Annotated in this window: 12 protein-coding genes and 3 pseudogenes; 5 read left to right on the top strand and 10 right to left on the bottom strand. The window is 69.8% G+C overall.

Annotated features, from left to right (window positions below):
- The first annotated feature begins 191 nt into the window (after positions 1-191).
- On the top strand, positions 192-1,103 hold the full coding sequence (locus KXC43_RS17785) for a hypothetical protein (protein ID WP_221377185.1): 912 nt from the start codon (positions 192-194) through the stop codon (positions 1,101-1,103).
- Between the two features lie 151 nt (positions 1,104-1,254).
- Positions 1,255-4,614 carry a 3-keto-alpha-glucoside-1,2-lyase-like domain-containing protein gene (locus KXC43_RS17780; RefSeq protein WP_221377184.1) on the top strand — a complete coding sequence of 1,120 codons (3,360 nt, stop codon included), beginning with the start codon at positions 1,255-1,257 and terminating at the stop codon, positions 4,612-4,614.
- 80 nt (positions 4,615-4,694) lie between these two features.
- Here the strand turns inward: KXC43_RS17780 and KXC43_RS50945 are convergent.
- The 4 genes and pseudogenes from KXC43_RS50945 to KXC43_RS52740 all read right to left on the bottom strand — a co-directional run.
- A pseudogene (locus tag KXC43_RS50945) lies at positions 4,695-4,886 on the bottom strand (response regulator transcription factor); the annotation flags it as partial.
- A gap of 180 nt (positions 4,887-5,066) precedes the next feature.
- Positions 5,067-5,900, bottom strand: a pseudogene (locus tag KXC43_RS50940) (PIN-like domain-containing protein); the annotation flags it as partial.
- Positions 5,901-5,935: 35 nt separating this feature from the next.
- Entirely contained in the window at positions 5,936-7,186 is a 1,251-nt protein-coding gene (locus KXC43_RS17770; protein WP_221377182.1) for a glycosyltransferase, read from the bottom strand.
- On the bottom strand, positions 7,183-9,390 hold the full coding sequence (locus tag KXC43_RS52740; protein ID WP_308129136.1) for a glycoside hydrolase domain-containing protein: 2,208 nt from the start codon (positions 9,388-9,390) through the stop codon (positions 7,183-7,185). The genes KXC43_RS17770 and KXC43_RS52740 overlap by 4 nt, the downstream gene beginning before the upstream one ends.
- Before the next feature lie 471 nt (positions 9,391-9,861).
- On the opposite strand from KXC43_RS52740, the gene KXC43_RS17760 reads away from it, so the two are divergent.
- A complete protein-coding gene (locus KXC43_RS17760; protein WP_221377180.1) occupies positions 9,862-12,513 on the top strand; it encodes an Hsp70 family protein in 2,652 nt (883 codons plus the stop codon).
- Here KXC43_RS17760 and KXC43_RS17755 read toward each other — a convergent pair.
- The 6 genes and pseudogenes from KXC43_RS17755 to KXC43_RS17730 all read right to left on the bottom strand — a co-directional run bounded on the left by KXC43_RS17755 (position 12,495) and on the right by KXC43_RS17730 (position 18,257).
- On the bottom strand, positions 12,495-13,901 hold the full coding sequence (locus tag KXC43_RS17755; RefSeq protein ID WP_221377179.1) for a dynamin family protein: 1,407 nt from the start codon (positions 13,899-13,901) through the stop codon (positions 12,495-12,497). The two genes, KXC43_RS17760 and KXC43_RS17755, sit on opposite strands and share 19 nt — an antisense overlap.
- Positions 13,898-15,655 carry a dynamin family protein gene (locus KXC43_RS17750; RefSeq protein ID WP_221377178.1) on the bottom strand — a complete coding sequence of 586 codons (1,758 nt, stop codon included), beginning with the start codon at positions 15,653-15,655 and terminating at the stop codon, positions 13,898-13,900. Before KXC43_RS17750 ends, KXC43_RS17755 begins: the two co-directional genes overlap by 4 nt.
- A gap of 39 nt (positions 15,656-15,694) precedes the next feature.
- The gene (locus KXC43_RS17745; protein WP_221377177.1) at positions 15,695-16,318 is read right to left on the bottom strand and encodes a hypothetical protein; all 624 of its coding nucleotides are present in this window, start codon (positions 16,316-16,318) and stop codon (positions 15,695-15,697) included.
- Between the two features lie 71 nt (positions 16,319-16,389).
- Positions 16,390-16,701, bottom strand: coding sequence for a hypothetical protein (locus KXC43_RS17740; protein WP_221377176.1), 312 nt, complete (start codon positions 16,699-16,701; stop codon positions 16,390-16,392).
- Positions 16,702-16,778: 77 nt separating this feature from the next.
- A complete protein-coding gene (locus KXC43_RS17735) occupies positions 16,779-17,429 on the bottom strand; it encodes a nitroreductase/quinone reductase family protein (RefSeq protein ID WP_308129131.1) in 651 nt (216 codons plus the stop codon).
- Between the two features lie 213 nt (positions 17,430-17,642).
- Positions 17,643-18,257 (bottom strand): annotated as a pseudogene (locus KXC43_RS17730) (hypothetical protein).
- A gap of 414 nt (positions 18,258-18,671) precedes the next feature.
- Between KXC43_RS17730 and KXC43_RS17725 the strand changes: the two are divergent.
- Entirely contained in the window at positions 18,672-19,505 is an 834-nt protein-coding gene (locus KXC43_RS17725; RefSeq protein WP_221377175.1) for a slipin family protein, read from the top strand.
- On the top strand, positions 19,502-21,907 hold the full coding sequence (locus tag KXC43_RS17720; protein WP_221377174.1) for a phosphoketolase family protein: 2,406 nt from the start codon (positions 19,502-19,504) through the stop codon (positions 21,905-21,907). The genes KXC43_RS17725 and KXC43_RS17720 overlap by 4 nt, the downstream gene beginning before the upstream one ends.
- Positions 21,908-21,941: the final 34 nt, after the last annotated feature.

The raw sequence follows: 21,941 nt of genomic DNA, 5'->3' as shown, positions 1-21,941 counted from the left end.
GGTCCGCCCGGCTCGCTCAGTCCGTCCAGCTCGCTCAGTCCGTCCAGCTCGCTCAGTCCCTTCAGTTCGGTCAGTTCGGTCAGCTCGCTCGGCACGCCCAGTTCGCTCGGCACGCTCGGCTCCCTCGCGGGAGGGAGCGGTTCCCCTCGCGGCGGGATCCGTGCGCGGGGGCGGGCGACGAGGCTCGACCCATGGACACGATCTCGAGAACCCGCACTCTCACCTACGCGGTGGCCGGGTGGGCGATTCTCTACGGCGGACTCCGGGCGGTCTGGGCGGCCGGCGCGGCGCCCTCGTTTCCGCCGTTCGGCTGGGATCTGGTCGGCTTCACCGGCTGGTGGTCCGTTCCGTTGTGCGCGGCGGCCGGCGTTCTGGCCGTCGCGCTGTACCGGGCGGACACCTGGCAGCCATTGCTGGCCGCTGCGGCGTGGGCCGTGGCCGGGGCTCTGGTCGCGGCGGCGGCTATCCTGCTCCCGGAACTGGTCGGGCTTCTGCTGCTCAGCCCGGGGCCGCACTTCGACCCGCTCGCCCTGGCCAGCCGTCTCGCGTGCGCCGGCGGTGCGGTGCTCCTGGGCCTGGCCACGGCGGCCTACCAGCGCCGCACCCGAGGCGACTGCCCGTCGTGCTGCCGGGTCGGAACGCCCGGCCCTCGAACGAGAAGGACCGCCTTCTGGGCCGCTTACCTGGCGGTCGCCGGCCTGGCCGCCCGCTTCGCCGCCCAAGCCGTGGTGGGGTTCGACGGCCTGATCCAGGATCCGGCGATCATCGCGCTCGAAGTCGGGATGCTGCTAGCGGGCGGGTTGCTGCCGCTGGCGCTCGTGCACGGCTGGGGCCGGATCTGGCCCCGCTGGGTGCCGTTCCTCGCCGGCCGCACCATCCCCCGCCTCCTGCTGCTGGTTCCCGGCTTCGGCCTGGGCGCGGGGCTCGTCGCCTACTTCGGGATGGGCTTCGTGCAGCTGGCGTCGGGCTCGGACAGCGAGTTCTCCGACGCGTTTCTGGTCGCCGCCATGTCCGCGTACGTCATCTGGGGTGTGGCTCTGCTGATCGCCGGCACCGATTACCACCTGCGAACCCGGCGAGCGTGTGCCCACTGCGGACGGTGACCGGCCGTTGGGGCACGCTGACGCGGAAGTAACAGGCAAGTTTCAAAACAAATAACAAGACTTTTCGATAATTGCGCCAAAGTTATGGACCTAGATGCAGAAGTCGGCCTAGCGTGCTGGCATCGATCCCTGTCGAAGCCTGGACGGTCCGATGAAGAAACAGCTGGCGCTGCTCACCGTCACTACTCTCGCGGGCCTGTTGCCCGCCCTCCCCGCTGCCGCGGCAGCTGCTCCACCGCCGCAGGAGCCCGGCATCACCCTGCGGACGTTCGACTTGCAGGTCTCGCGTGACTCGCTCTGCACGCTCAAATCCGGCCAGACCCCCAACATCGACAAGAAGCTCTCGACGATCAACTGGACGACCGCGGCCGACTTCGGCCTCGAGGACCGCTTCCAGTCCGAGGTGCTCGGCAACGTCAACATCACGACCGCCGGCACGTACGGCTTCCGGCTGACCAGTGACGACGGCTCACGGCTGCGGATCGACAGCGCGACTGTCATTGACCACGACGGCGCCCACGGCGCAACCGCCAAGGAGGGCTCGGTCAGCCTCACCACCGGCTACCACGCCCTCAACATCGACTACTTCGAGCGCGACGGCGGCCAGCAGCTCACCCTCGAGTGGCGGCCGCCCGGCGCCACCGCGTACACGGTGGTGCCGGCGAACGTGCTGAGCACCGACGCCGGCGTGGTGCGGGTGACCGCGCCCGGCCGCAAGGAGTGCGAGACCGCCGGCGACAGCCCGGGCGACGGGCTGCCGCTGACCGGAGTCCACCCCGGCTACACGCTCACCAACCTGCGCCCGTCCGGGTTCAACCCGCAGGTCAGCGCCATGGACTGGTTCCCCGACGGGCGGCTCGCGATCGCCACCTGGGGTGGCAGCGAAACGGTGGCGGGCGAGGTCTACGTCCTCAGCGGGGTCACCGGCAACACGTCGCCGAGCCAGGTGACGTACAAGAAGATCGCCACCGGGCTGCGGGAGCCGATGGGCCTGAAGATCGTCGACGGCAAGATCTACGTGTCCCAGAAGCACGAGCTGACCGAGCTCAACGACACCAACGGCGACGGCACGATCGACCAGTACCGCCGGGTCGCGACGTGGCCGTTCGACGGCAACTTCCACGAGTTCGCGTTCGGCCTGCTCTACCAGGACGGCTTCTTCTATCTGAATCTGTCCGTCTCGATCAACCTGGGCGGCGCGACCACCGAGCCGCAGGGCTCGCCGAACCGCGGCACCACGTTGAAGATCAACCGTACGACCGGGGCGGTGCAGTACATCGCGGGCGGCCTGCGCACTCCGAACGGCCTCACCTTCGGGCCCGACGGCGACATCTTCGTGCTCGACAACCAGGGCGGCTGGCTGCCCTCGTCGAAGCTGCTGCAGGTCAAACAGGACCGCTTCTTCGGCCACTACACCAACCCGGACGGCCCGTTCGACCAGCAGCCGGTCACCCAGCCCGTGCTGTGGCTGCCGCAGAACGAGATCGCCAACTCGCCGAGCACGCCGCTGATGCTGAACTCCGGCCCCTACTCGGGTCAGATGCTGTTCGGCGACGTCACGTACGGCGGCATCCAGCGCGCATACCTGGAGAAGGTCAACGGCCAGTACCAGGGCGCGGTGTTCCGGCTGACGCAGGGACTCGAGATGGGTGTGCTGCGGCTGAACCAGGGCCCGGACGGCGCGCTCTACGTCGGCGGGCTCGGCGCGGGCGGCAACTGGGGGCAGGAAGGCAAGTTGACGTACGGCCTGCAGAAGCTCGCGCCGAACTCGGCGAGCGTCTTCGACATCAAGGCCATGCGCGCCATCGCCGACGGCTTCGAGTTCGAGTACACGCAGCCCGTCTCCGACGCCACCGCGGCCAACCTGGCCGGCCGGTACCGCGCCAAGCAGTGGCGGTACGTGCCCACACCGGCCTACGGCGGACCGAAGGTCGATGAGGAGACGCTGTCGGTATCGTCAGCCACCCTGTCGACCGACAAGCTGAAGGTGACACTGAAGCTGGCCGGCCTCAAGCCGGGCCGGGTCGTTCATGTCCGCTCGCCGCGCCCGTTCACCTCGGCCTCGAACAACTCGCTGTGGAGCACCGAGGCCTGGTACACGCTGAACAGCCTGGCCAACGGCACCACGCTGAAGTCGGACCGGGTGGAGGCCGAGTTCTCGGGGCTCAGCCCCGGCACGTCAGTGGCCAGCGACCACCCCGGCTACACCGGCACCGGCTTCTCGGCCGGGCACAACGCGGTCGGCGCGGCGACCACCTTCACGGTCAACGTGCCCACGGCCGGCGCCTACCCGACGACGTTGCGCTTCAGCAACGGCCCCAACCCGTCGGCCGGGGCCAAGACGATCAGCCTCTACGTCAACGGCGCCAAGGTGAAACAGGTCAGCCTGGCCGACACCGGCAACTGGGACACCTGGGCCAACCTGAACGACACGGCGACACTGCGAGCCGGCGGCAACACCGTCTCGTACCGCGTCGACACCGGCGACATCGGCCACGTCAACTTGGACAGCCTGACTGTCGGATCGTCGTCCACAGGCGCCACCAACAAGACAGGCACGCTGACGGGCATCGGTGGCAAGTGCCTGGATGTGGACAACGCGAGCATCGCCGACAAGGCCAAGGTGCAGCTGTACACCTGCAACAACTCGACCGCGCAGAGCTGGACCCGCGAGGGTGACACGCTGCGGGCGCTGGGCAAGTGCCTCGACATCGACAACGGCGGCACCGCCAACGGCACGAAGGTGCAGCTGTACACCTGCAACAACAGCGCCGCTCAGGTGTGGCGGGCACAGGCCAACGGCTCGCTGCTCAACCCGGCGTCCAACAAGGTGCTCGACGTGGCCGGCGGTGCTACCGCCGACGGCACGCAGGTCCAGATCTACGAGTGGACCGATGTCGCCCAGCAGCGCTGGACCCACAACGGCACCAGCCGCGTGACGCTGTTCGACGGCGGCAACCTGAACGCCTTCCGCAACGGCGACGGCAGCGCGGTGACCTGGCCGGTCTCCGGCGGCTCGGCCGAGGTGCTGGGCGGCGACATCAGAACCAAGCAGTCGTACGGCGACTTCAAGCTGCACGCCGAGTTCTGGCTGCCCAATCTGCCGGCCGACGTGACCGGGCAGCAGCGGGCCAACAGCGGCATCTATCTGCAGGACCGCTATGAGCTCCAGGTCCTCGACACGTACGGGAAGGCGACCCTGGCCAACGACGACTCCGCCGCCATCTATCAGAAGCGGGCGCCCTCGACCAACGCCGGCACCGCGCCGGAGACGTGGCAGAGCTACGACGTCACGTTCCGCGCCGCCCGCTGGAACGGCACCACGAAGACCGAGAACGCCCGGGTCACGGTCGTCTGGAACGGCGTGACCGTCCACAACAACATCGAGATCGACGGCCCCACCGGCAACGGCGCCGCCGAAGGCCCGTCCGCCCTCCCGATCCGCCTGCAGGACCACGGCGACCCGGGAGCGAACGTCCGCTACCGCAACATCTGGATCGAACCCGCCTAGCCCGTAAACAGCGAGTCGAACACCGCCGCCCTGTTGAAGGTCATCGCCTTCCTCAGGGCGGCGAGCACCACCGTTGCTCGCTAGGCGCTCGTCAGGAAGACACGACTGGCCTGCACCCGCGTCCGTACCTGCAATTTGTCGAAGATGTGGCCCACGTGCACTCCTACCGTCCGCTCGGAGATGAAGAGCTTTTCTCCGATCTCCCTGTTCGTGAGACCCTCGGCAACCCCGGCCAGCACCTCTCGCTCTCGCGCCGTGAGGACAGCCAAGTCGTCGTCCACCTCTGGGATGTCGACCTCTTCCGCCTTCTCCGCCCCCGCCAGCTGGTCCAGCGTCTCTTTCGAGACACTGGCGTCGAGGTGAACACCGGCGCCCGCCACGAAGTCCTTCAGCGACATCAGAAGGAGATCGGCCGAAGCCGCGTCACGCATCTCCTGGACAAGTTCGGGTCTCGGTCCCTGCGGCCGGCCCTTGCCGTCGAGTTGCCACCAGTCGGCTTTCATGTCACTCGTGATGAGCAGGATCTGCCGCGCGGTATCCGGAAGCCGCGCGGCACGGTCGAGAGTCTGCCGCCAGAGCAGATAGTCACCCGCCGCCCGCAGCGGGTTCTCTTTACCCGCATCCAGATAACCGGGCGGAATCTGGTTCGGATACCGGAAATGCTGGGCTTCTTCGACGAGTCTTCGCAGCTCGTCAGCCTGGTAGTGCGGTCCGATACGTCCGGTCAAAAGCGAATCGATTTCCATCAGGAGCGCTTCGGACCGCTGCAGGTCGTGCGGATGCAGATCATGCTCTGCCTCCAAGGCGTCCAGCTCGGCAAGCGCAGGATCCATGACACCCGCCAGGCGGGCCGCCAGACTCTTCTGATCGAGACCGTGATCTCCCCGGGCCCATGACCGCGTTGTGTTGTTTCGCTCCCGGAACATGACCAGCTGAGTGAGGGCCGACTCCAACGCCTCCAGCGCGTCGACGCTCGCGGCACGCAACAACTGACGAGAATGCTTGAAGGAGGACACTCGATCGACTACGACACGCCTACGGTTCCGGCTGAACTCGAGAGCCGCCTGGTACGGAACCCACAACCTCCCGGCCACCACGTTCAATGCCGCCAGAACCTGATTGCGCGAGCCAGGGGTCATTCGGTAGAGGTCGAGCAACACATTGGCATCGAGAACAACCAATGCCTGGCGAAAATAGCTTTCCAGCGCAATGTGCGGTTGACCCAGCCAGGCTCCGAAATCGACGACGAGGCGCCGGTGGGGCGCCTCGTCATCAGCGGGTTTCACATGCACGCGAAGCACAGTAGTGGATGCGCGACTGCTCAGCCGGGCAGGAGATCGTCGAACACCGCACCGCGATCGAAGGTCATGGCCCTCTTCAAGGCGCGGCCGGCCATCTCCTCTTTCTCGTACGCGGGCATCTCGAGCACGGCGTGGTCCAGGGCCTCGGCCAGGGCGTTGATGTCGCCGGGCTCGACGATGATCGCGGTGTCGCCGACGGCCTCGCCGGTGCCGCCCGTGAGCGTCGTGACGACCGGTCCGCCGCCGGCGAGCATCTTCTCGGCCAGGGCTATGCCGAAGGTCTCGACGAAGTCGGGTTCGGGCTTGGTGGGCAGGGCGTAGGCCGCGCAGCCCCGCATGAGCAGGGGCTTCTCCTCGTCGTCGACGTCCGTGAGGAAGATGATGCGGTCGTCCTCCTTCGACATCGCCTGGACGTGTTCGAGCGCCGGGCCGTTGCCGGCCACCACCAGCTTCACGGTGTCGCGGCTGCGCATCTGGCCGTACGCGATGACCAGGTCGTAGATCCCCTTGGCCCGGGCGACCCGGGACAGGAACAGGATGTAGCCGTCGCGCTCGAGACCACGCTTGGCCAGGGCGGCGTCGACCGCCTCGGGGTCGAGGTCCAGGTAGGCCGACGAGTCGATCGGCGGGTAGCTGACCGTCACCCGCTCGCGGCACTGCTCGGCGAACGTCGTGCCGCACGCGGCATCCACCTCGAGCGCCGACGAGATGATCTCGTCCTTGGTGTACTCCGAGACCGCCACCACCTCGTCGTTGGCCAGGAACGTGGTGAACAGGACCGTCGCCGCGCCGAAGCGGCCCTCCCGCAGGCACTGGCGGATGACGTTGGTGACATCCGAGCCGACCGCCTTGGCGATGGTGTGCACCTGCGGGTCGAGGCCGGCCGCCCGGGCCGCGGTGACCGCGTCCACCACCACGGTCTGGTGCGGGACGAGATACATCGACAGGCAGACTGTCGGTATCGGCTCGGCCAGCAGCTCGACCAGGCGCCCGGTCAGGCCGGCCATGTGGCGGCCGTCGGGCACGCGGTAGTCGCCCACCGCCTCCGGGCGTTCGACCGTGATGCCCTCGCTGTAGGGCAGCAGCCGGTCGAGCGGCTTGAGCGGCAGACCGGCCGCCTGCAGCACCGGGATGGGCCAGGTGAGCAGGCGGACGTCCGTGAAGCCCCGGGTGAGCGCGACCTCGGCGAGGTTGCGGGCCTCGCCGGAATGGCCGCAGATCACCGGGTCCGCGCGGACCACGATGACGAGACGACGGTCGGGTTCGTTCAACGCGTGTCCTCCAGCGGATCGGACAGGGAAGGCGGGCGGTTCCCACTCCCCCAGCTCGACGGCTCCGGACCCAGCCGCAGGTGCAACCGGCCGCCGCGGTGCACATCGGCGGCGCTCAGGTGGGTCGCGGGCAGGGGTTTGCCGTTCAGGGTCGCTTCCTGCACGTACAGGGGCGGCGGCTCGTGGTCGAGGCCGTCGACGCCGATCGGGGTCTCGCGGTGGCCGCTCGTCTCGATGTGGAACTCGCCCTCGGGCACCTGGATGGTGGCGCCGGCGAAGGCGGGCGTGTTGATCAGGAACAGGTGCTGGCCGGCCACCGGGAACAGGCCGAGCGACGCCCAGACGTACCAGGAGCTGAGCCCGCCCGAATCGTCGTTGCCCGGCAGCCCTCCCGGCCCGGTGCCGAACTGCCAGGTCAGCGCGGAGTGCACGATCTCGGCGGTGCGGTCGGGCCGGCCCGCGTAGTGGTACGCCCACGGGGCTTCCATGTCCGGCTCGTTGTTCAGGCCCTCGAAACGCTTGAGCGCGTAGCCGGCCGCCATCTCGGCCGCGGGCGGCCGCCGGCCCGGCTGCTTGACCATCTCGGCGCCGAAGCCGAAGAACCGGTCGAGCTTCTTGATGAACCGGGCGTCGCCGCCGGCCAGCTCGATGCGCGCGCGCATGTCGTGCAGCAGCCGGAACGAGTAGTTCCACTTGCCGCCCTCGTAGAACTCGGAGTTCCGGAGCAGACCGCTGTCCGGGTCGAAGGCGTTGACCCAGCCCTTGCTGCGCTCCTCGAGATCAGCGGCGAGCCGGTGGTCGTTGAGCGCGCGGGCCACCCGGGCCGTGCAGTGGTAGCCGATCGCCAGGTCGAGAGTATGCGTGATCGGGTGCACGACGCCGTGCTCGTAGAAGTCCTCGCCGTACATGCGGCGCAGGTCGTCGACCATGTGCACGAGAGCCCAGGCCCAGTCGATGCGCGAGGTGCCCAGGGCGTGCGCGTCGGCCAGGGCGGTGTGGGCGAGCGCGCTCGCCTGCCGGAAGAACCGGTCGGCGCCCCGGGCCATCCGGTAGCCGATCGGGAAATTGCCCTCCTCCTCGCACACCCGGATCAGCGATTCCAGCAGGTCGGCCGCCCGGTCGGGCACGAGCGCGGACAACAGCGGGATCTGCGTCTTGTAGATGTCCCACATGGTGCAGACGTCGAACGCGTACGGGCCGGAGTCGGGCCAGAACGGGCTCTCGTCGTCGGCGAAGCAGGGCTTGATGAGCGCGTGGTACAGCGCGGTCGACAGCACCGTACGCCGGGCCGGTGTGCCCCCTTCGACCTGCACCTTGCCGAGATGCTCCCGCCATGTGGCCCGGGTCTTCGCGCGTACGGCGGTGAACGCCGGCCGATCCGAGCCGCACTCCCGCTCGAGGTTCGCCCGCGCCTGATCGTTGCCGCGCAGCGAGAAACCCAGCCGCACCTCGATCGTCTGCCCGGCGCGGGCCGAGCCCATGAAGAGCAGCCCGAACGGGCGCAGGTTGGTGGGCCGGATGCTGTCGAAGTCGAGCCGGGTGCCCCCGTCGATCAGGCGCCGGTCGTACCACAGCATCTGCCGCCACCCCGGGCTGTCGACCTCGGCGTACACCGAGAGCGGCACCCCTTCCATGACGACGGTGCCCTGCGCGCGCCCGTGCCCCATGCTTTCGATCTGGGCCCGCAGCGGAACGGTCCGGCCCAGCTCCGTGGCCAGCCCCCCGCACGACAGGTCGATGACCACGCGGGCGCTGCTGTGCGCCGGAAACGTGTAACGGTGCACGGCGACCTTTTCGCCCACCGTGATCTCACTGCGAATGCCGGTGCCCAGCGTGGCCGCGTAATAGCCCGGCGACGCCTCCTCGTCGTGCAACGGCCACGACTGCCCGAGCTCGTCGAGCGGCTGCACCATCGGGGTGACCCGCACATAGTTGTAGTACTTACGGATGGCGCCGGTGCCGGACTGCTGGAAGTGGGTGAAGCCGGACGCCTGCACCCGCTCGAACATCGTCTCGGGAACACCCTCGGTGTTCTTGGTGTAGAGCCCGTACCCGGTCGGATAGGCGCCCGAGTAGGCGCAGGCCGACACCATGCCGAAGGGCGCGGTGGCCCCGGGGTGGGTGTTGCCCACCTGCGGCTTCGGGAACCACCACGTGCCGGCCAGACCGCGGGCGGGAGGCAGATCCGTCGCCGCGGTGCCGATGAAGGGATCAACGTTGTCGAGAATGACTGGAACCTAACTCGCAGTGCGCGAACGGAGGTTTCGGCAAGGTGAACTCCCCAGGTCAGACATGCTTCGCGGACGGGACTGCCTCTCCGGAGATGATGGACCGGCCACCCGCCCGAGGGACAGATCTTCGACACGGACTTCCGGGCGGCGACCGGGTGCGGGATCCTTGATCCCCCGAACGGAGTCGCATGCCGCAGGTCTTCATCGGCCACACCGCCGAACTGCGCGACCTCCCCGCCGAGCGCAGCTTCATCGCAGCGGTCGAGGCTGCGGTCCTGCGCGCAGGGACCTGACCGATCCAAGCGATCGCTCGGGCACATCAGCTTGCCGCTGAGCTTGCCGACTGACCGAAGATCCTTTCTGTCGGACATCCGGCCTTGGGCACGGTTCACTTACCCATTCGGGCAGCGTCGCGGATGGTGCGGGTCTGGGACTATCTACGGCGTGAAGGGGACCTACGGGCTCGGCATCGACCTGGGCACTACTCAGACAGCGGCGGCTTTGCGTGATGACGCGGGGCGGGTCGAGGTTGTTCGGCTGGGTGGGCGGCGGGCCGAGATTCCGTCGTTGGTGTTTGTCAAGGATGACGGTGGGCTGCTTCTGGGGGAGGCTGCTGAACGGCGAGGGCTGGCGGAGCCGGGGCGGCTGGCCCGGGAGTTCAAGCGGCGTATCGGGGATCCGGTTCCCATTCTGGTGGGTGGGACGCCGTTCTCGGCTCATGCTCTGACGGCCAAGCTGTTGCGGCATGTGCTGGATGAAGTCACCCGGCTGCGGGACGGGGCTCCGGCTTCTCTGACGCTGACGCATCCGGCCAACTGGGGGCCGTACAAGCGTGAGCAGTTCTCGCAGGCCGTGCGGCTGGCCGACGCGGGCGCGGTCAAGCTGATCACCGAGCCGGAGGCGGCGGCGCTGCAGCACGCGACGGCTCGGCGGATCGCGCTGGGTGAGACCGTCCTGGTGTACGACCTGGGTGGCGGGACGTTCGATGTGGCGTTGCTGCGGCGCGATGCGGACGGGTTCTCGCTGGTGGGTGAGCCCGAAGGCGTCGAGCAACTGGGTGGGGCCGACTTCGACGAGGCTGTGTTCGCGCACGTCGTGGGGGCGCTCGGCAGCGGGGCGCAGGGGCTCGACCCGGACGACGACGCGGTGACCGAGGCGCTGGCCCGGCTGCGGCGCGACTGCGTGGAGGCCAAGGAGGCGCTGTCCTTCGACACCGAGACCTCGATTCCCGTCGCGCTTCCGGGGCTGCACACGCGCGTGCGGCTCAACCGGTCCGAGCTGGAGTCGATGATCTCGCCCGCCCTGGAGGACACGATCGCGGCCACGCGGCGGGCTCTGCGCGGGGCCGGGGTCGACGCGGGGCAGGTCAGCGCGGTGCTGCTGGCCGGTGGGTCGTCGCGGATCCCGCTGGTGGCGCAGATGCTGTCCGAGGAGTTCGGGCGGCCGGTCGTGGCCGACCCGCATCCTGAGCACAGCATCGCTCTGGGCGCGGCCGTGGCCACGGGGGCGCCGCTCGCCGCACCCGAGCACCCGGAGGCACAGGACCCGTGGGCCGACCACGCGGAGTCGCCGGCTGGCTCGCCGATGTCGGCCACGGGGGCGATGCCCCGAACCGCCCAGCAGAACGTCGAGCCGGGGTGGCAACCGGACAACCAGCCGGTGTCGCGGAGCTTCGAGGCGGGATCGGTCGCGCCGCACGTTCAGGGTTCAGCGCCGGCGGTCGCGGCAGCTGGTGTACACCCGACGCCGACTCAGGCCATGCCGACGCAGGCGGTGGAGGGCGACCAGCGCAGTCCGGTCGCGTTCAGCCGCGGGGCCGCGTCCGTTCCGGGTTCGACGCCGACTCCACCGCTGGCGCCAACGGCCACGTTCCCGACCAGCCCTGAGGTGGGAACGCCGCCGACAGCGACTGACCAGCGCCCGTACGAACCCCAAGTGGGGACACCGCCTACGGCTGAGCGACCACGCCCGTACGGACCGGGTGTCGGAGGGCCGTATGACCCCGGACCGGGAACCCCGCCTCCGGCTGATCGCCTACGCCCGTACGAAATCAGCAAGCCGACAGACCCCGAGCCGCCCCACCCCCGCCGGAAGAACCGCCGCCTCGCGATCGCGGGCGCAGCCGGCGCGGTGCTCATCGCCGCCACCGCCGGTACCCTCGTGGCGCTCAACTGGGGCGCGGGCGAAGGCGCCGAGAAGGCGCAGGGCTCGACGCCCCCCTCCGTGCCGGCCTCCTCGTCGGCGCCGGTCGGGACCCCCATCCCCGGCCTGGCCACCGATGCGCGGCTGCTCGTCCGGGTCGACACCGGGCCCGTCTCGCAGACCGACCGCGTCTCGACCGTCTCGTTCTTCAAGCCGGGCCTCGGCACGGCCCGCGAGCAGCTGGCCGGGACCGTCGACGGCGACACGCTGCCGCGCTGGTCGCACGACCGGAAGCAGGTCGTGCTCACGCACCTCAACCCCGGCTCGACCAGCGACATCATGATCATGGACGCGGACGGCAGCAACCGCCGCAAGCTGGCGTCCGGCGCGACCAACGGGCGGGCCTCCTGGTCGGGTGACGACCAGCAGATCGTCTTCGTGAAGAAGGTCGGCCAGGTCAACCAGTTCTTCACCGTCCCGGCCGCGGGCGGCGAGCCCCAGCAGCTCACCACCTCGGACGACCCCAAGGACGACCCGGTCTGGACCTCCAACAACGACGCGATCGTCTACTGGCAGGAGCGTGACGGCGCCCGGCTGCTGTACGCGATGCACGTGACCCGCAAGGTCGAGCGGCGCATCACCGATGCGAGCATGGGGCCGGCCGTCGACCCGGCCCTCGACCCGAACGACCACTGGATCGTCTACACCAAGCAGATCGGCAAGAACGACTCCGACATCTACATCATCGCCAAGGACAGCAGCACGCCGCCGCGCCGGCTCACCGACTCGCCCGAGCGGGAGATGGACCCGACGTTCTCGCCGGACGGCAAGTGGATCGCCTTCGTGCGCGGGACCTACGAGGAGCCCACGGTCGTGGTCATGAAGACCGACGGCACCAGCCAGACGCTGCTGACGAAGCCCGGCGAGCGGGAGGGTCACCCCTGCTGGTTCTGACCGGCCAGAATGCCTTCGCAGGTGCGGGCCGCGGCGCGGGCCGCGGCCTTGAAGTCCCGAGCCGAGAGCGGGTGCTCGGCCAGGCGCTGCCAGCGGGCCTGGGCCGTCCGGGCCGCGTCCACCACGTCGTCGGCGGGAACACCGAGTCGCTCGGACGGGGCGCTGCCGGCCCCGCCGAGCAGGCGGTCGAGCTCGGCCCGGCGGTCGTCGGCCACCGGCAGGCGGCCCGACCGCAGCTGGTGCAGCAGGCGCAGCTCGACGAACTCGTGCGCCCCGGCGCGGATCCGCTCGGCCTCCGCCACCAGCGGTGAGCCGGGCGGCAGGCAGTCGTCGAGGGCGGCCAGGGCGCTGCGAGCCTTGAGCACCTCGGCCCGGCCCTCGATGTGTGTCCGCAGCACCTCCCGCAGCCGGGTGATGCCGCTGTTCTCGGTGAGGGCCGCGGCCAGCCCGGCCGCGTCGGTCACGTGGCCCTCGCGGATCAACCGCGTTCCCAGCCGTACGCCGAACAGCCCCAGCCTCGTGACGAGCCGCCGCCGCTCGTCGCCGGTCGCGGCGAACCGGTCGGCGGTCAGCAGCAGCTCGACGATGTCGTCCATGGGTAGCTCCGCCACCTGGGCCAGCACCCGGAACTCGCCCTCGCGCAGGGTCGCCCCGGCCGCCCCGAGCAGGCCCGCCACCGGCACGACGACCGGGCACAGCTTCCGCAGCCGTTCGTCGGTGGCGTAGCGGTCGGCGACCCGCTCGGCGGCGGTCATCGCGTCGAGCCGGCAGCCGCCGATCTCGTCGGCCCGCGACAGCACGCCGATCGCGTTGACCGGCGTGCCCGCGCCGTCGTCGCCGTGGAACGCCTCCAGGAAGCGGACGTCGCCGCTGTGCAGGTGCCGCAGCAGGTAGATCACCGCGTCGGTCTGGGTGGCGTGCTCGCCCTCGGCCTCGAGGAACGCTGTCGTGCGGGCGGAGACGTCCGCCGACAGCGACTCGATGCCGGGCGTGTCGATCAGGGTGTGGCGGCGCAGGCGCGCGCTCGGCACCCGCACCTCCAGCCGCTCGACCTGGAAGGACGGGCGGCCCAGGTCGATCCGGACGGCGCCGTCGCGCCGCGTGAACGGGCGCGCCTCGGCGTTGCCGTCGGTCAGGTACGAGGTGACGGCGTACGTGGGCCCGTCCGCGTACCAGGTGACGACCCGGGTGCACTCCCCCGCGTCGGTCGGCGCCAGCTCCTCGCCGATCAGCGCGTTGAGCAACGTGGACTTGCCGGCCTTGAGCTTGCCCGCGATGGCCACCCGCAGCGGCTCGTCGAGGCGGCCGCGGGCCCGGGCCAGACGGGGATCACGGGTCTCGGCCACGGCCCGGTCGAGCAGGGTCCGGGTGTCGTCGAGCAGGCTCACGGGGCCAGCCTCTCGAGGCGGCGGCGCTGCTCGGCCACGGTGGCGGCCCGGGTGCGGCGCTGCTCGCCGGTCAGCGACACGGACTCGCGTACGGCGGCCTCGGCCGCGGCGGCGGAACGGCTCAGCTCGCGGGCCCGGGTGGCGAACTCGTCGCGCAGGTGCCGCTGGGTGCGGCGGACGGACTCCCGGCTGTCGCGGCCCACGTGGAAGCCGACCTCGTCGACGTACCGGCGGAGTTCCTGCCCGGCCTGATGGCGGCGCTGCTGCACCTGCCGTTCCTTCTCGGCCTTGACCAGGCGGCGGCCGAAGGCGACCCCGGCCAGCAGGCCCAGCGGCGCCGCCCAGGCGACACCGACGAGCGCTCCGACGCCGCCCAGCACGAAGAAGCCGCCGTACGCGACCCGGGCCGCCGTGAACGCGCCGAGGAACTGCTGCATGGTGGACTTCTGGAAGTCGAGCTCGAGGTCGCGGGCCTTGTGCACCGCGGGGCCGACGGCGGGCAGGGTCGCGCTGAGGTCGTGCGCCTCCATCCCGAAACGGTCGGCGACGTCCCGCGCGAGCTGCTCGGCCCGGGCGACCAGCAGCATCAGGTTGTCGGCCGCGGCCCGGCTGGCCTCGCGGGCGGCCCAGGCCTGGAAGTCCTGCCAGGTGTTGCGCGGATCCGACTCGGCCAGCAGCTGCTCGCCCCGGATGATGATCAGCCGGAGGCGTTCGCGCAGGTCGTGGTCGACGTCGGCCGCGAGGTCCTGAATGCCGTCGCCCAGCACGGTCTGCCAGGTGCCGGTCACCAGCTGGGCGCTGCGCCGGGCCCGCTCGGCGTAGCGCTCGGCGCGGCGCGGGTCGGCCGCGGACTCCTCGGCGTCGAGGCGGTCACGGAGCTGCGCGACGACGAAGCCGAGCTCGGCGCGGGCGCTGTCGATGCGTTCGCTCCGGTCGGCGTCGACGATCTCGCGACGCAGCAGCTCGACCAGGCGCGGGAAGCCGGATTCCTCGTTGAGGGCGGTGTCGTCGCGGGCGTGGGCGCGCACCCGCAGGAACGACGACACTCCGATGATCGGCACGTCGAGGCCGGCCCGTTTGAGGTGGGCCTCGTTGATCGACGCGATGCGACGCCACTCGACGTGCAGGTCGGTCTTGGTGAGCACGAGAAAGGTGCGGGGGCAACGTTCCCGCGTACGGCGGAGGAAGTCGACCTCGGGGGCCGTGAGCTCCTGCGCCGCGTCGGTGACGAACAGCGCCGCCCCCGCCGTGGTGAGCGTGGCCAGGGTGAGGTTGCCCTGCGCCGAGTCGAGCCCGCCCACCCCCGGCGTGTCGACGACGGCCAGCCCCGCGCCGAGCAGCCGCCGGTCGATGCCGGCCTCGACCGCCCGGGGCGCCGGATCGGCGTCACTGCCGGTGATGTGCTTGGGCAGCTCGGCGAACTCGATCGGCTCACGCCGGTCGCCGTCCGAGATCAGGAACGCCGCGGGCGGACGGGCGAACCGCAGAATCGTCGGCAGCGCGGTGACCACATCGGCGTCGACCGGGCACAGGTCGGTGTGCAGCAGGGCGTTGACGAGGCTGCTCTTGCCCTGCTTGAACTCGCCGACCACGGCAACGACGGAGTCGCTGCGCTCGGCGAGCGCCGCCGAAGCCCGCTCGAGCCGCTCCGCCAGGTCGCCCCGCCCGGCGTCGACGGCGAACTGCCGAGCCTCGGCCAGCTGCGCGGACAGGCCGGCCGCTGTCGTGCTCAACCGCTCCCCCTCCGCTCGCAACGCCAAACCATAACCCCCACCGCCAGCAGTTCCGCTCCCTCATCCCGACGGATTTCCGACACGCCGGGCCGACCTCCCGTGTGTCATCGTGTGGTGTCGGCCGGAATCGCTGCTCCGGGCGGCTACGGTCAGCCCGGCCTGCCATCCGGGAGCGCGGCCGTGGGCGGGTGGGCCGATGGTTTCCATCCGATGGCCGCTGCCGGCGAGGAGCCAGGCGGTCAGTGAGTTGGAGTTCCACATCTCGCCGGCACGGCTTTCGTCGCGGCCCCAGACGAGCGCCGGGACGAGCGCCACCAGGCGTAACACCTCACGTGCCCGGGTGGCGTCCGCGCTGACGATGCACGGACCGGCGACGGCTCCGGCCACGTCCAGGATGGTGCCGTCGCGCCACCGCCTGATCTCGTACCGGAACAGCGGTGAACGTCCGAGGAGCCGGGAACCGACCGGGCCTTCGCGGACGACGCCGCGATCGGCGGGTCCGCCGCCCACTACGGGGGTCATCTCGATGACGAATCGGTCAGCGCCCCGGCGTACCTGCAGTGCGGAGTGGTAGAGGTCGCGGATCGGCCGGTGCTCGTGACGTGCTTGGAGGGCTTCGAAGATGCGTCCGTTGAGGCGGATGCAATGACCGCCGGCGCCGAGCGGCAGCCAGTACAGCGTCACGTCGGCGCAGGAGGATGGGGAAGAGCCCGCAAGCACCGGTGTGTCCCCGGTGTGCCCCGGCCGTGACATCGTCAACGCTCGACGACGAGCCGGCGTGCCCGCAGCGACCGGGCCCACCATGGCCGGGACGGCGCGACAGAGTCGCGCATCGGCGGCAAGGCCGTCCCTTTGAGGCTGACCCAGCCGCCGGGGCCCATCGTGACCGACCGGATCGCGGGAGGCCGCCGTACCGCGACAGCGATGGCAATCGTGACCACGGTGAGCGCCACGGTGGTCACGGCGGTCACCACGATGCGGGTGACATCGGTGGCGGGCTGGAAGCGGACTCCTTGCGGCGTCATCACGTACGCGCCGACGGTTCGCCGCCCGTGGCGTATCGGCACGACAGTGACGCGATCGAGGGCAACGGGTTCTACGCGACGGTCATGGTGATGGATGGTTGCAGTGTCCGTCAGGTGCGTCATACGGTGCTCGCCTCCAGGTGGGCGGGTGGGCCGGTGCCCGGACCGGGCGCGCCTGAGCGTGCCGGGCACCGCATGATCAGCGGCCGGTAGAGGTAGCAGGTCACGGCAGCCAGCAGCGCGGTCATCAGCGTTGCCCCGGCGACAACGGTGGCTGAGGCGTCCGGGTGTTGCGACGAATCGTGGGTGACGCGGAAGACCGGATATTGGACGGCGATCTGATCGAAGTCCGGCAGCGGCGCTCGCGGGTCGACGGCCATGTGTGGCCGGGCGCCGGGAGCGACAGCGAGATAGCGGCGCAGAATCGGGGCACGCGCACCGGCGTCGACGTCCGTGAGCAGGACGTTCTCGCGGGTCCCGTGATGGATGACGGCGTGGCCGCCGGCGGCTCGCACGTTGGCCACCCAGTTCGAGGCGGCTCCCAGCATGGACACGAGATAGCGCTCGCCCTCGTGGTCCGCCACGACGAGGGGGAAGGTCACCGGCTTGCCGGTGCGGCGTCCGGGAACCTCCAGCGTCACCCAGTTGCGCGGCGCCAGCTTCCCACTACGGAACTGGAGGGCTGATATCCGGTTCAGGATGCGGGCCAGCCGATTGGGACGGCCGTGCTGATACAGCCACCGGGCGAACCGAACGCGGATCGCAGTCACGGATTCCTCGATTCTGTGCGGCAGTCGGCCGTCGGGCCTATTTCGGGATGACGACGGTGGGCAGGTGGCGTGCTGGACACAGTGCTGGCTGACCGACCCGGATCCCTCCGCGCCCACGGCTCTGCGGCTCCCGCTACGGTGCTCATCGCCGACCTCAAGGGGCCCCGACGGCGTGCGCGATCCGGGCAGGCGGATCGCGCACGCCGTGCGCTTCTACGTCAGCCAGGTGTTGCGTCGCACGAGCGGGGTCGCCGCCCATCGACGGCCGAGGCCCCACGTGGTTCCGGCGCCCAGCAGGGCGAGCAGGACCAGCACGGCGGCGTAGACGAGATGGTCGTCCATGAACGGGTTGGTGGCCGGCGGCAGCACCGCGGTCCACATCAGGACGGTCAGCAGTGCCCCGGCTGCGGCGGCGATGCGCATGCCGATGCCCAGAAGCAGGGCCACGCCGATGCCGAGCAGGGCCGCCATGAACAGCAGGTCGACGAAGGCGTTCCCGGCGATGGAGTTGTAGATGCCCGAGAACGGGCCGGTGGCGGCCTTGCCGAGGAACCCGGCGGTGGGACTGCCGCCGTCCAGCTACGCGTTCGCGGCGGGGGTGCTGCGGCCGAGGCCGAACAGTTTGTCGAGGAACGCCCACAGGAACACCCAGCCCAGCGCGATCCGGATGCCGGCCAGCAGGTACCGCGTCGCGGTAGCCGTCCTGCCGGTGACCGGGAACGCGTTCTCCCAGGCGGGTTCGGTGCCGACGTGGCGCCTCGGGCCCTGCTCTCGCCGTTCGGTGGTGGTGACGGGTGAGGTTTCGTGATCGTTGGCGATGTTGACCATCGCGCTCACATTCCTTCAAGTGTTCGTGACACATGTTCCGCAGCGCGTCCAGCGCACCAACGGATGACTCGGAGGACGGTGCCACCTACTCAGGGTGGCAGCCGTGCTCCTGCGCAGCCGCCGGGCCGGTTGAGGCGCGTCAACCCGATGTCGGCAGCGACGGGCTCAACGGCCACCGGGGGCCCAGGCGACACCATGACCGTACGCGCATTTCTTCGAGCCGGCTGACGGGCGCCCGGCCGGGCGCGGTGGGCAGGCGTAGGGTTGAGGTGTCGCCCGGGACCCCGGTGGCCTGGTAGTTGGCTGTTGTGTGTGTCTCGGCGTTTCTTCGCCCACCGCAGCGATCAGGTGCGTTTCGCATACAGACTGTTCTCGGGCACGAATATCCGGCTGCGGCCGAAGTCAGGATTCCTCATGTGGTCCCTGTGGATCGCTCTCATCATCCTGGTGCTTCTTGCTCTGGCGTTTCTCGCCGTGAAGGTCGTCAAACAGTACGAGCAGGGTGTCCTGTTCCGGCTCGGCAAGGTCATCGCCGTCCGCAAGGCCGGCCTCACCGTGATCATCCCGTTCGTCGACGTGCTGAACCGGGTGAGCCTGCGGATCGTGACCATGCCGATCCAGTCGCAGGGCATCATCACCCGCGACAACGTGAGCGTCGACGTGTCCGCCGTCGCCTACTACCGGATCGTCGATGCCGAGAAGTCGGTCGTCGCGATCGAGAACGTCGGCGCGGCGATCAACCAGATCGCCCAGACCACTCTGCGCAAGGTGGTCGGCCAGCACACCCTTGACGAAACGCTGTCCGAGACCGACCGGATCAACATCGACATCAAGACGATCCTGGATGTCGCCACCGAGGAGTGGGGTGTCGAGGTCACGCTGGTCGAGCTCAAGGACATCCAGCTGCCGGAGAGCATGAAGCGGGCCATGGCCAGGCAGGCGGAGGCCGAGCGGGAGAAGCGCGCGAAGATCATCGCCGCCGAGGGTGAGGCGTTGGCCGCCGACGCGCTCGGCGCGGCCGCGGACATCATGATGGCGCACCCGCTCGCGTTGCAGCTGCGCAACCTGCAAACCCTGGTCGAGCTGGGCGTCGACAAGAACAGCACCGTCGTGTTCCCGGCCCCGTTGATGAGCACCATCGGTGAACTCGGCTCGTTCCTCGCCCGCGAGAACGCCGCGGCCAGCACCACCACACCTGCAACGACGCCGCCGGTCAACGGCACACCGATGACGCCGATCGTCCGATGACCGCGACCCGAACGACCCCCGTGGACGACACCGGCACTCTGCATGTGGCGGCGGGTGAGCCGCTGAACGTCGATGATTTGCACCGAATCGACGCGTACTGGCGGGCCGCGAATTATCTGTCGGTCGGGCAGATCTATCTGATGGGCAACCCGCTGCTGCGCGAGCCGCTGCACCCGGACCAGGTCAAGCCACGCCTGCTCGGGCACTGGGGAACCACTCCCGGCTTGAACCTGCTCTATGCCCACCTGTCGCGGATCGTCGCGGCCCGCGGCCGGGAGGTCATCTACGTGACCGGGCCGGGCCACGGCGGTCCCGGACTGGTCGCCAACACCTGGCTGGAAGGCACCTACTCCGAGGTCTACCCGCGCATCTCGCAGGACTTCACCGGCATGCGGCGCTTGTTCACCCAGTTCTCGTTCCCCGGCGGCATCCCGTCGCACGTCGCCCCGGAGACGCCGGGGTCGATTCACGAGGGCGGGGAACTGGGCTACTCGCTGTCGCACGCCTATGGTGCGGCCCTGGACAACCCCGATCTTGTCGTCGCGTGCGTGATCGGTGACGGGGAGGCCGAGACCGGCCCGCTGGCCGCGTCGTGGCATTCGAACAAGTTCCTCGACCCGGTGGGTGACGGCGCGGTCCTGCCGATCCTCCACCTCAACGGCTACAAGATCGCCAACCCGACGGTGCTGGCGCGCATCGGCGACGCCGAACTCAGTGCGCTTCTCGAGGGGTACGGCCACAAGCCGTACCTGGTCGCCGGCGACGACCCGGACACGGTCCACCAGCTGCTCGCCGCGACCCTGGACGCGGTGTTCGACGAGATTGCTGAGATCCAGCGGGCCGCCCGCGAGGACGGGGTCACCGGCCGTCCGCGGTGGCCGATGATCGTGCTGCGTACCCCGAAGGGATGGACCGGGCCGAAGGTCGTCGACGGTCTGCCGGTGGAGGGCACCTGGCGCGCCCACCAGGTGCCGCTGACCGCGGCTCGTGACGACGCCGCGCATCTGGAAGCCCTGCACGCCTGGATGACTTCCTACCGGCCCGATGAGCTGTTCGATGCCGACGGTGCACCACATTCGTGGGTCACCGACTGGCTGCCGCGCGGTGACCTGCGGATGTCGGCGAATCCGCACACCAACGGCGGTCGCTACCCCCGTGACCTGGAGCTGCCCGACTTTCGCGATCACGCGGTCAAGGCGGGCGAGACCGTAGAGGCCACCCGGGTGCTCGGCGGCTGGCTGCGCGACGTGATGACCGCCAATGCCACTTACCGCAACTTCCGGCTGGTCGGGCCGGATGAGACCGAGTCGAACCGGCTCGGCGCGGTCCTCGACACCAGCGGCAAGGCCTGGCAGGCCCGCATCGACGACGTGGATCAGCACCTCGACCGGCACGGCCGGGTCATGGAGATTCTGTCCGAGACCACCTGCCAGGGCTGGCTCGAGGGATACCTGCTGACCGGCCGGCACGGGCTGTTCTCCTGCTACGAGGCGTTCATCCACATCGTCGACTCGATGTTCAACCAGCACGCCAAATGGCTCAAGACCACCCGGCACCTCGGCTGGCGCAAACCCGTCCCATCGCTGAACTACCTGCTCACCTCGCACGTCTGGCGGCAGGACCACAACGGCACCTCGCACCAGGACCCCGGCTTCATCGACCACGTCGTCAACAAGAAAGCCGAAGTCGTCCGCGTCTACCTGCCGCCGGACGCCAACACCCTGCTCTCGGTCGCCGACCACTGCCTACGCAGCCGCGACTACATCAACGTCATCGTCGCAGGCAAACAGCCCGCGCCGACCTGGCTCGACATGAACGAAGCCACCCTGCACTGCGCCCGCGGCCTCGGCATCTGGGACTGGGCGAGCAACGACGACGGGAACCCCGACGTCGTCCTGACCGCCGCCGGCGACGTACCCACCATGGAGGTCCTCGCCGCGACGGACCTGCTGCGCCGGCACCTGCCCGACCTCAAGGTGCGGGTGGTCAACGTCGTCGACCTGATGCGTCTCCAGCCGGTCTCCGAACACCCGCACGGCCTGCCGGACCCCGAATTCGACGCCATCTTCACCACCGACCGGCCGGTCATCATGGCCTACCACGGCTACCCGTGGCTGATCCACCGCCTGACCTACCGGCGTACCAACCACCACAACCTGCATGTGCGCGGCTACAAGGAGGAAGGCACCACGACCACGCCGTTCGACATGCTCGTCGTCAACGACATGGACCGCTTCCATCTCGTCATGGACGTCATCGACCGGGTACCCGGCCTCGCCCGGCGCGCCGCCGTCCTGCGCCAGCAGATGGTCGACAAACGCGCCGAGCACCGCGCCTACGTGCGACGCACCGGCGAGGACCTGCCCGAGATCCGCGACTGGACCTGGCCGCACACGCCGTGACCGGCCCCCGTTTCAGCACACCAGGAAGGAACCC

It is taken from the genome of Paractinoplanes polyasparticus (assembly GCF_019710575.1).
In the GTDB taxonomy this organism is placed as follows: Bacteria; Actinomycetota; Actinomycetes; order Mycobacteriales; family Micromonosporaceae; genus Actinoplanes; species Actinoplanes polyasparticus.
The sequence above is the reverse complement of the archived record's forward strand: the minus strand, read 5'-3'. Positions and strand labels throughout refer to the sequence as shown.

What these genes read in the sequence shown, in the direction of transcription:
- KXC43_RS17725 (WP_221377175.1), top strand. Translation starts at nt 18,672, where the DNA reads ATGTGGTCCCTGTGGATCGCTCTCATCATCCTGGTGCTTCTTGCTCTG.
- KXC43_RS17785 (WP_221377185.1), top strand. Translation starts at nt 192, where the DNA reads ATGGACACGATCTCGAGAACCCGCACTCTCACCTACGCGGTGGCCGGG.
- KXC43_RS17720 (WP_221377174.1), top strand. Translation starts at nt 19,502, where the DNA reads ATGACCGCGACCCGAACGACCCCCGTGGACGACACCGGCACTCTGCAT.
- KXC43_RS17780 (WP_221377184.1), top strand. Translation starts at nt 1,255, where the DNA reads ATGAAGAAACAGCTGGCGCTGCTCACCGTCACTACTCTCGCGGGCCTG.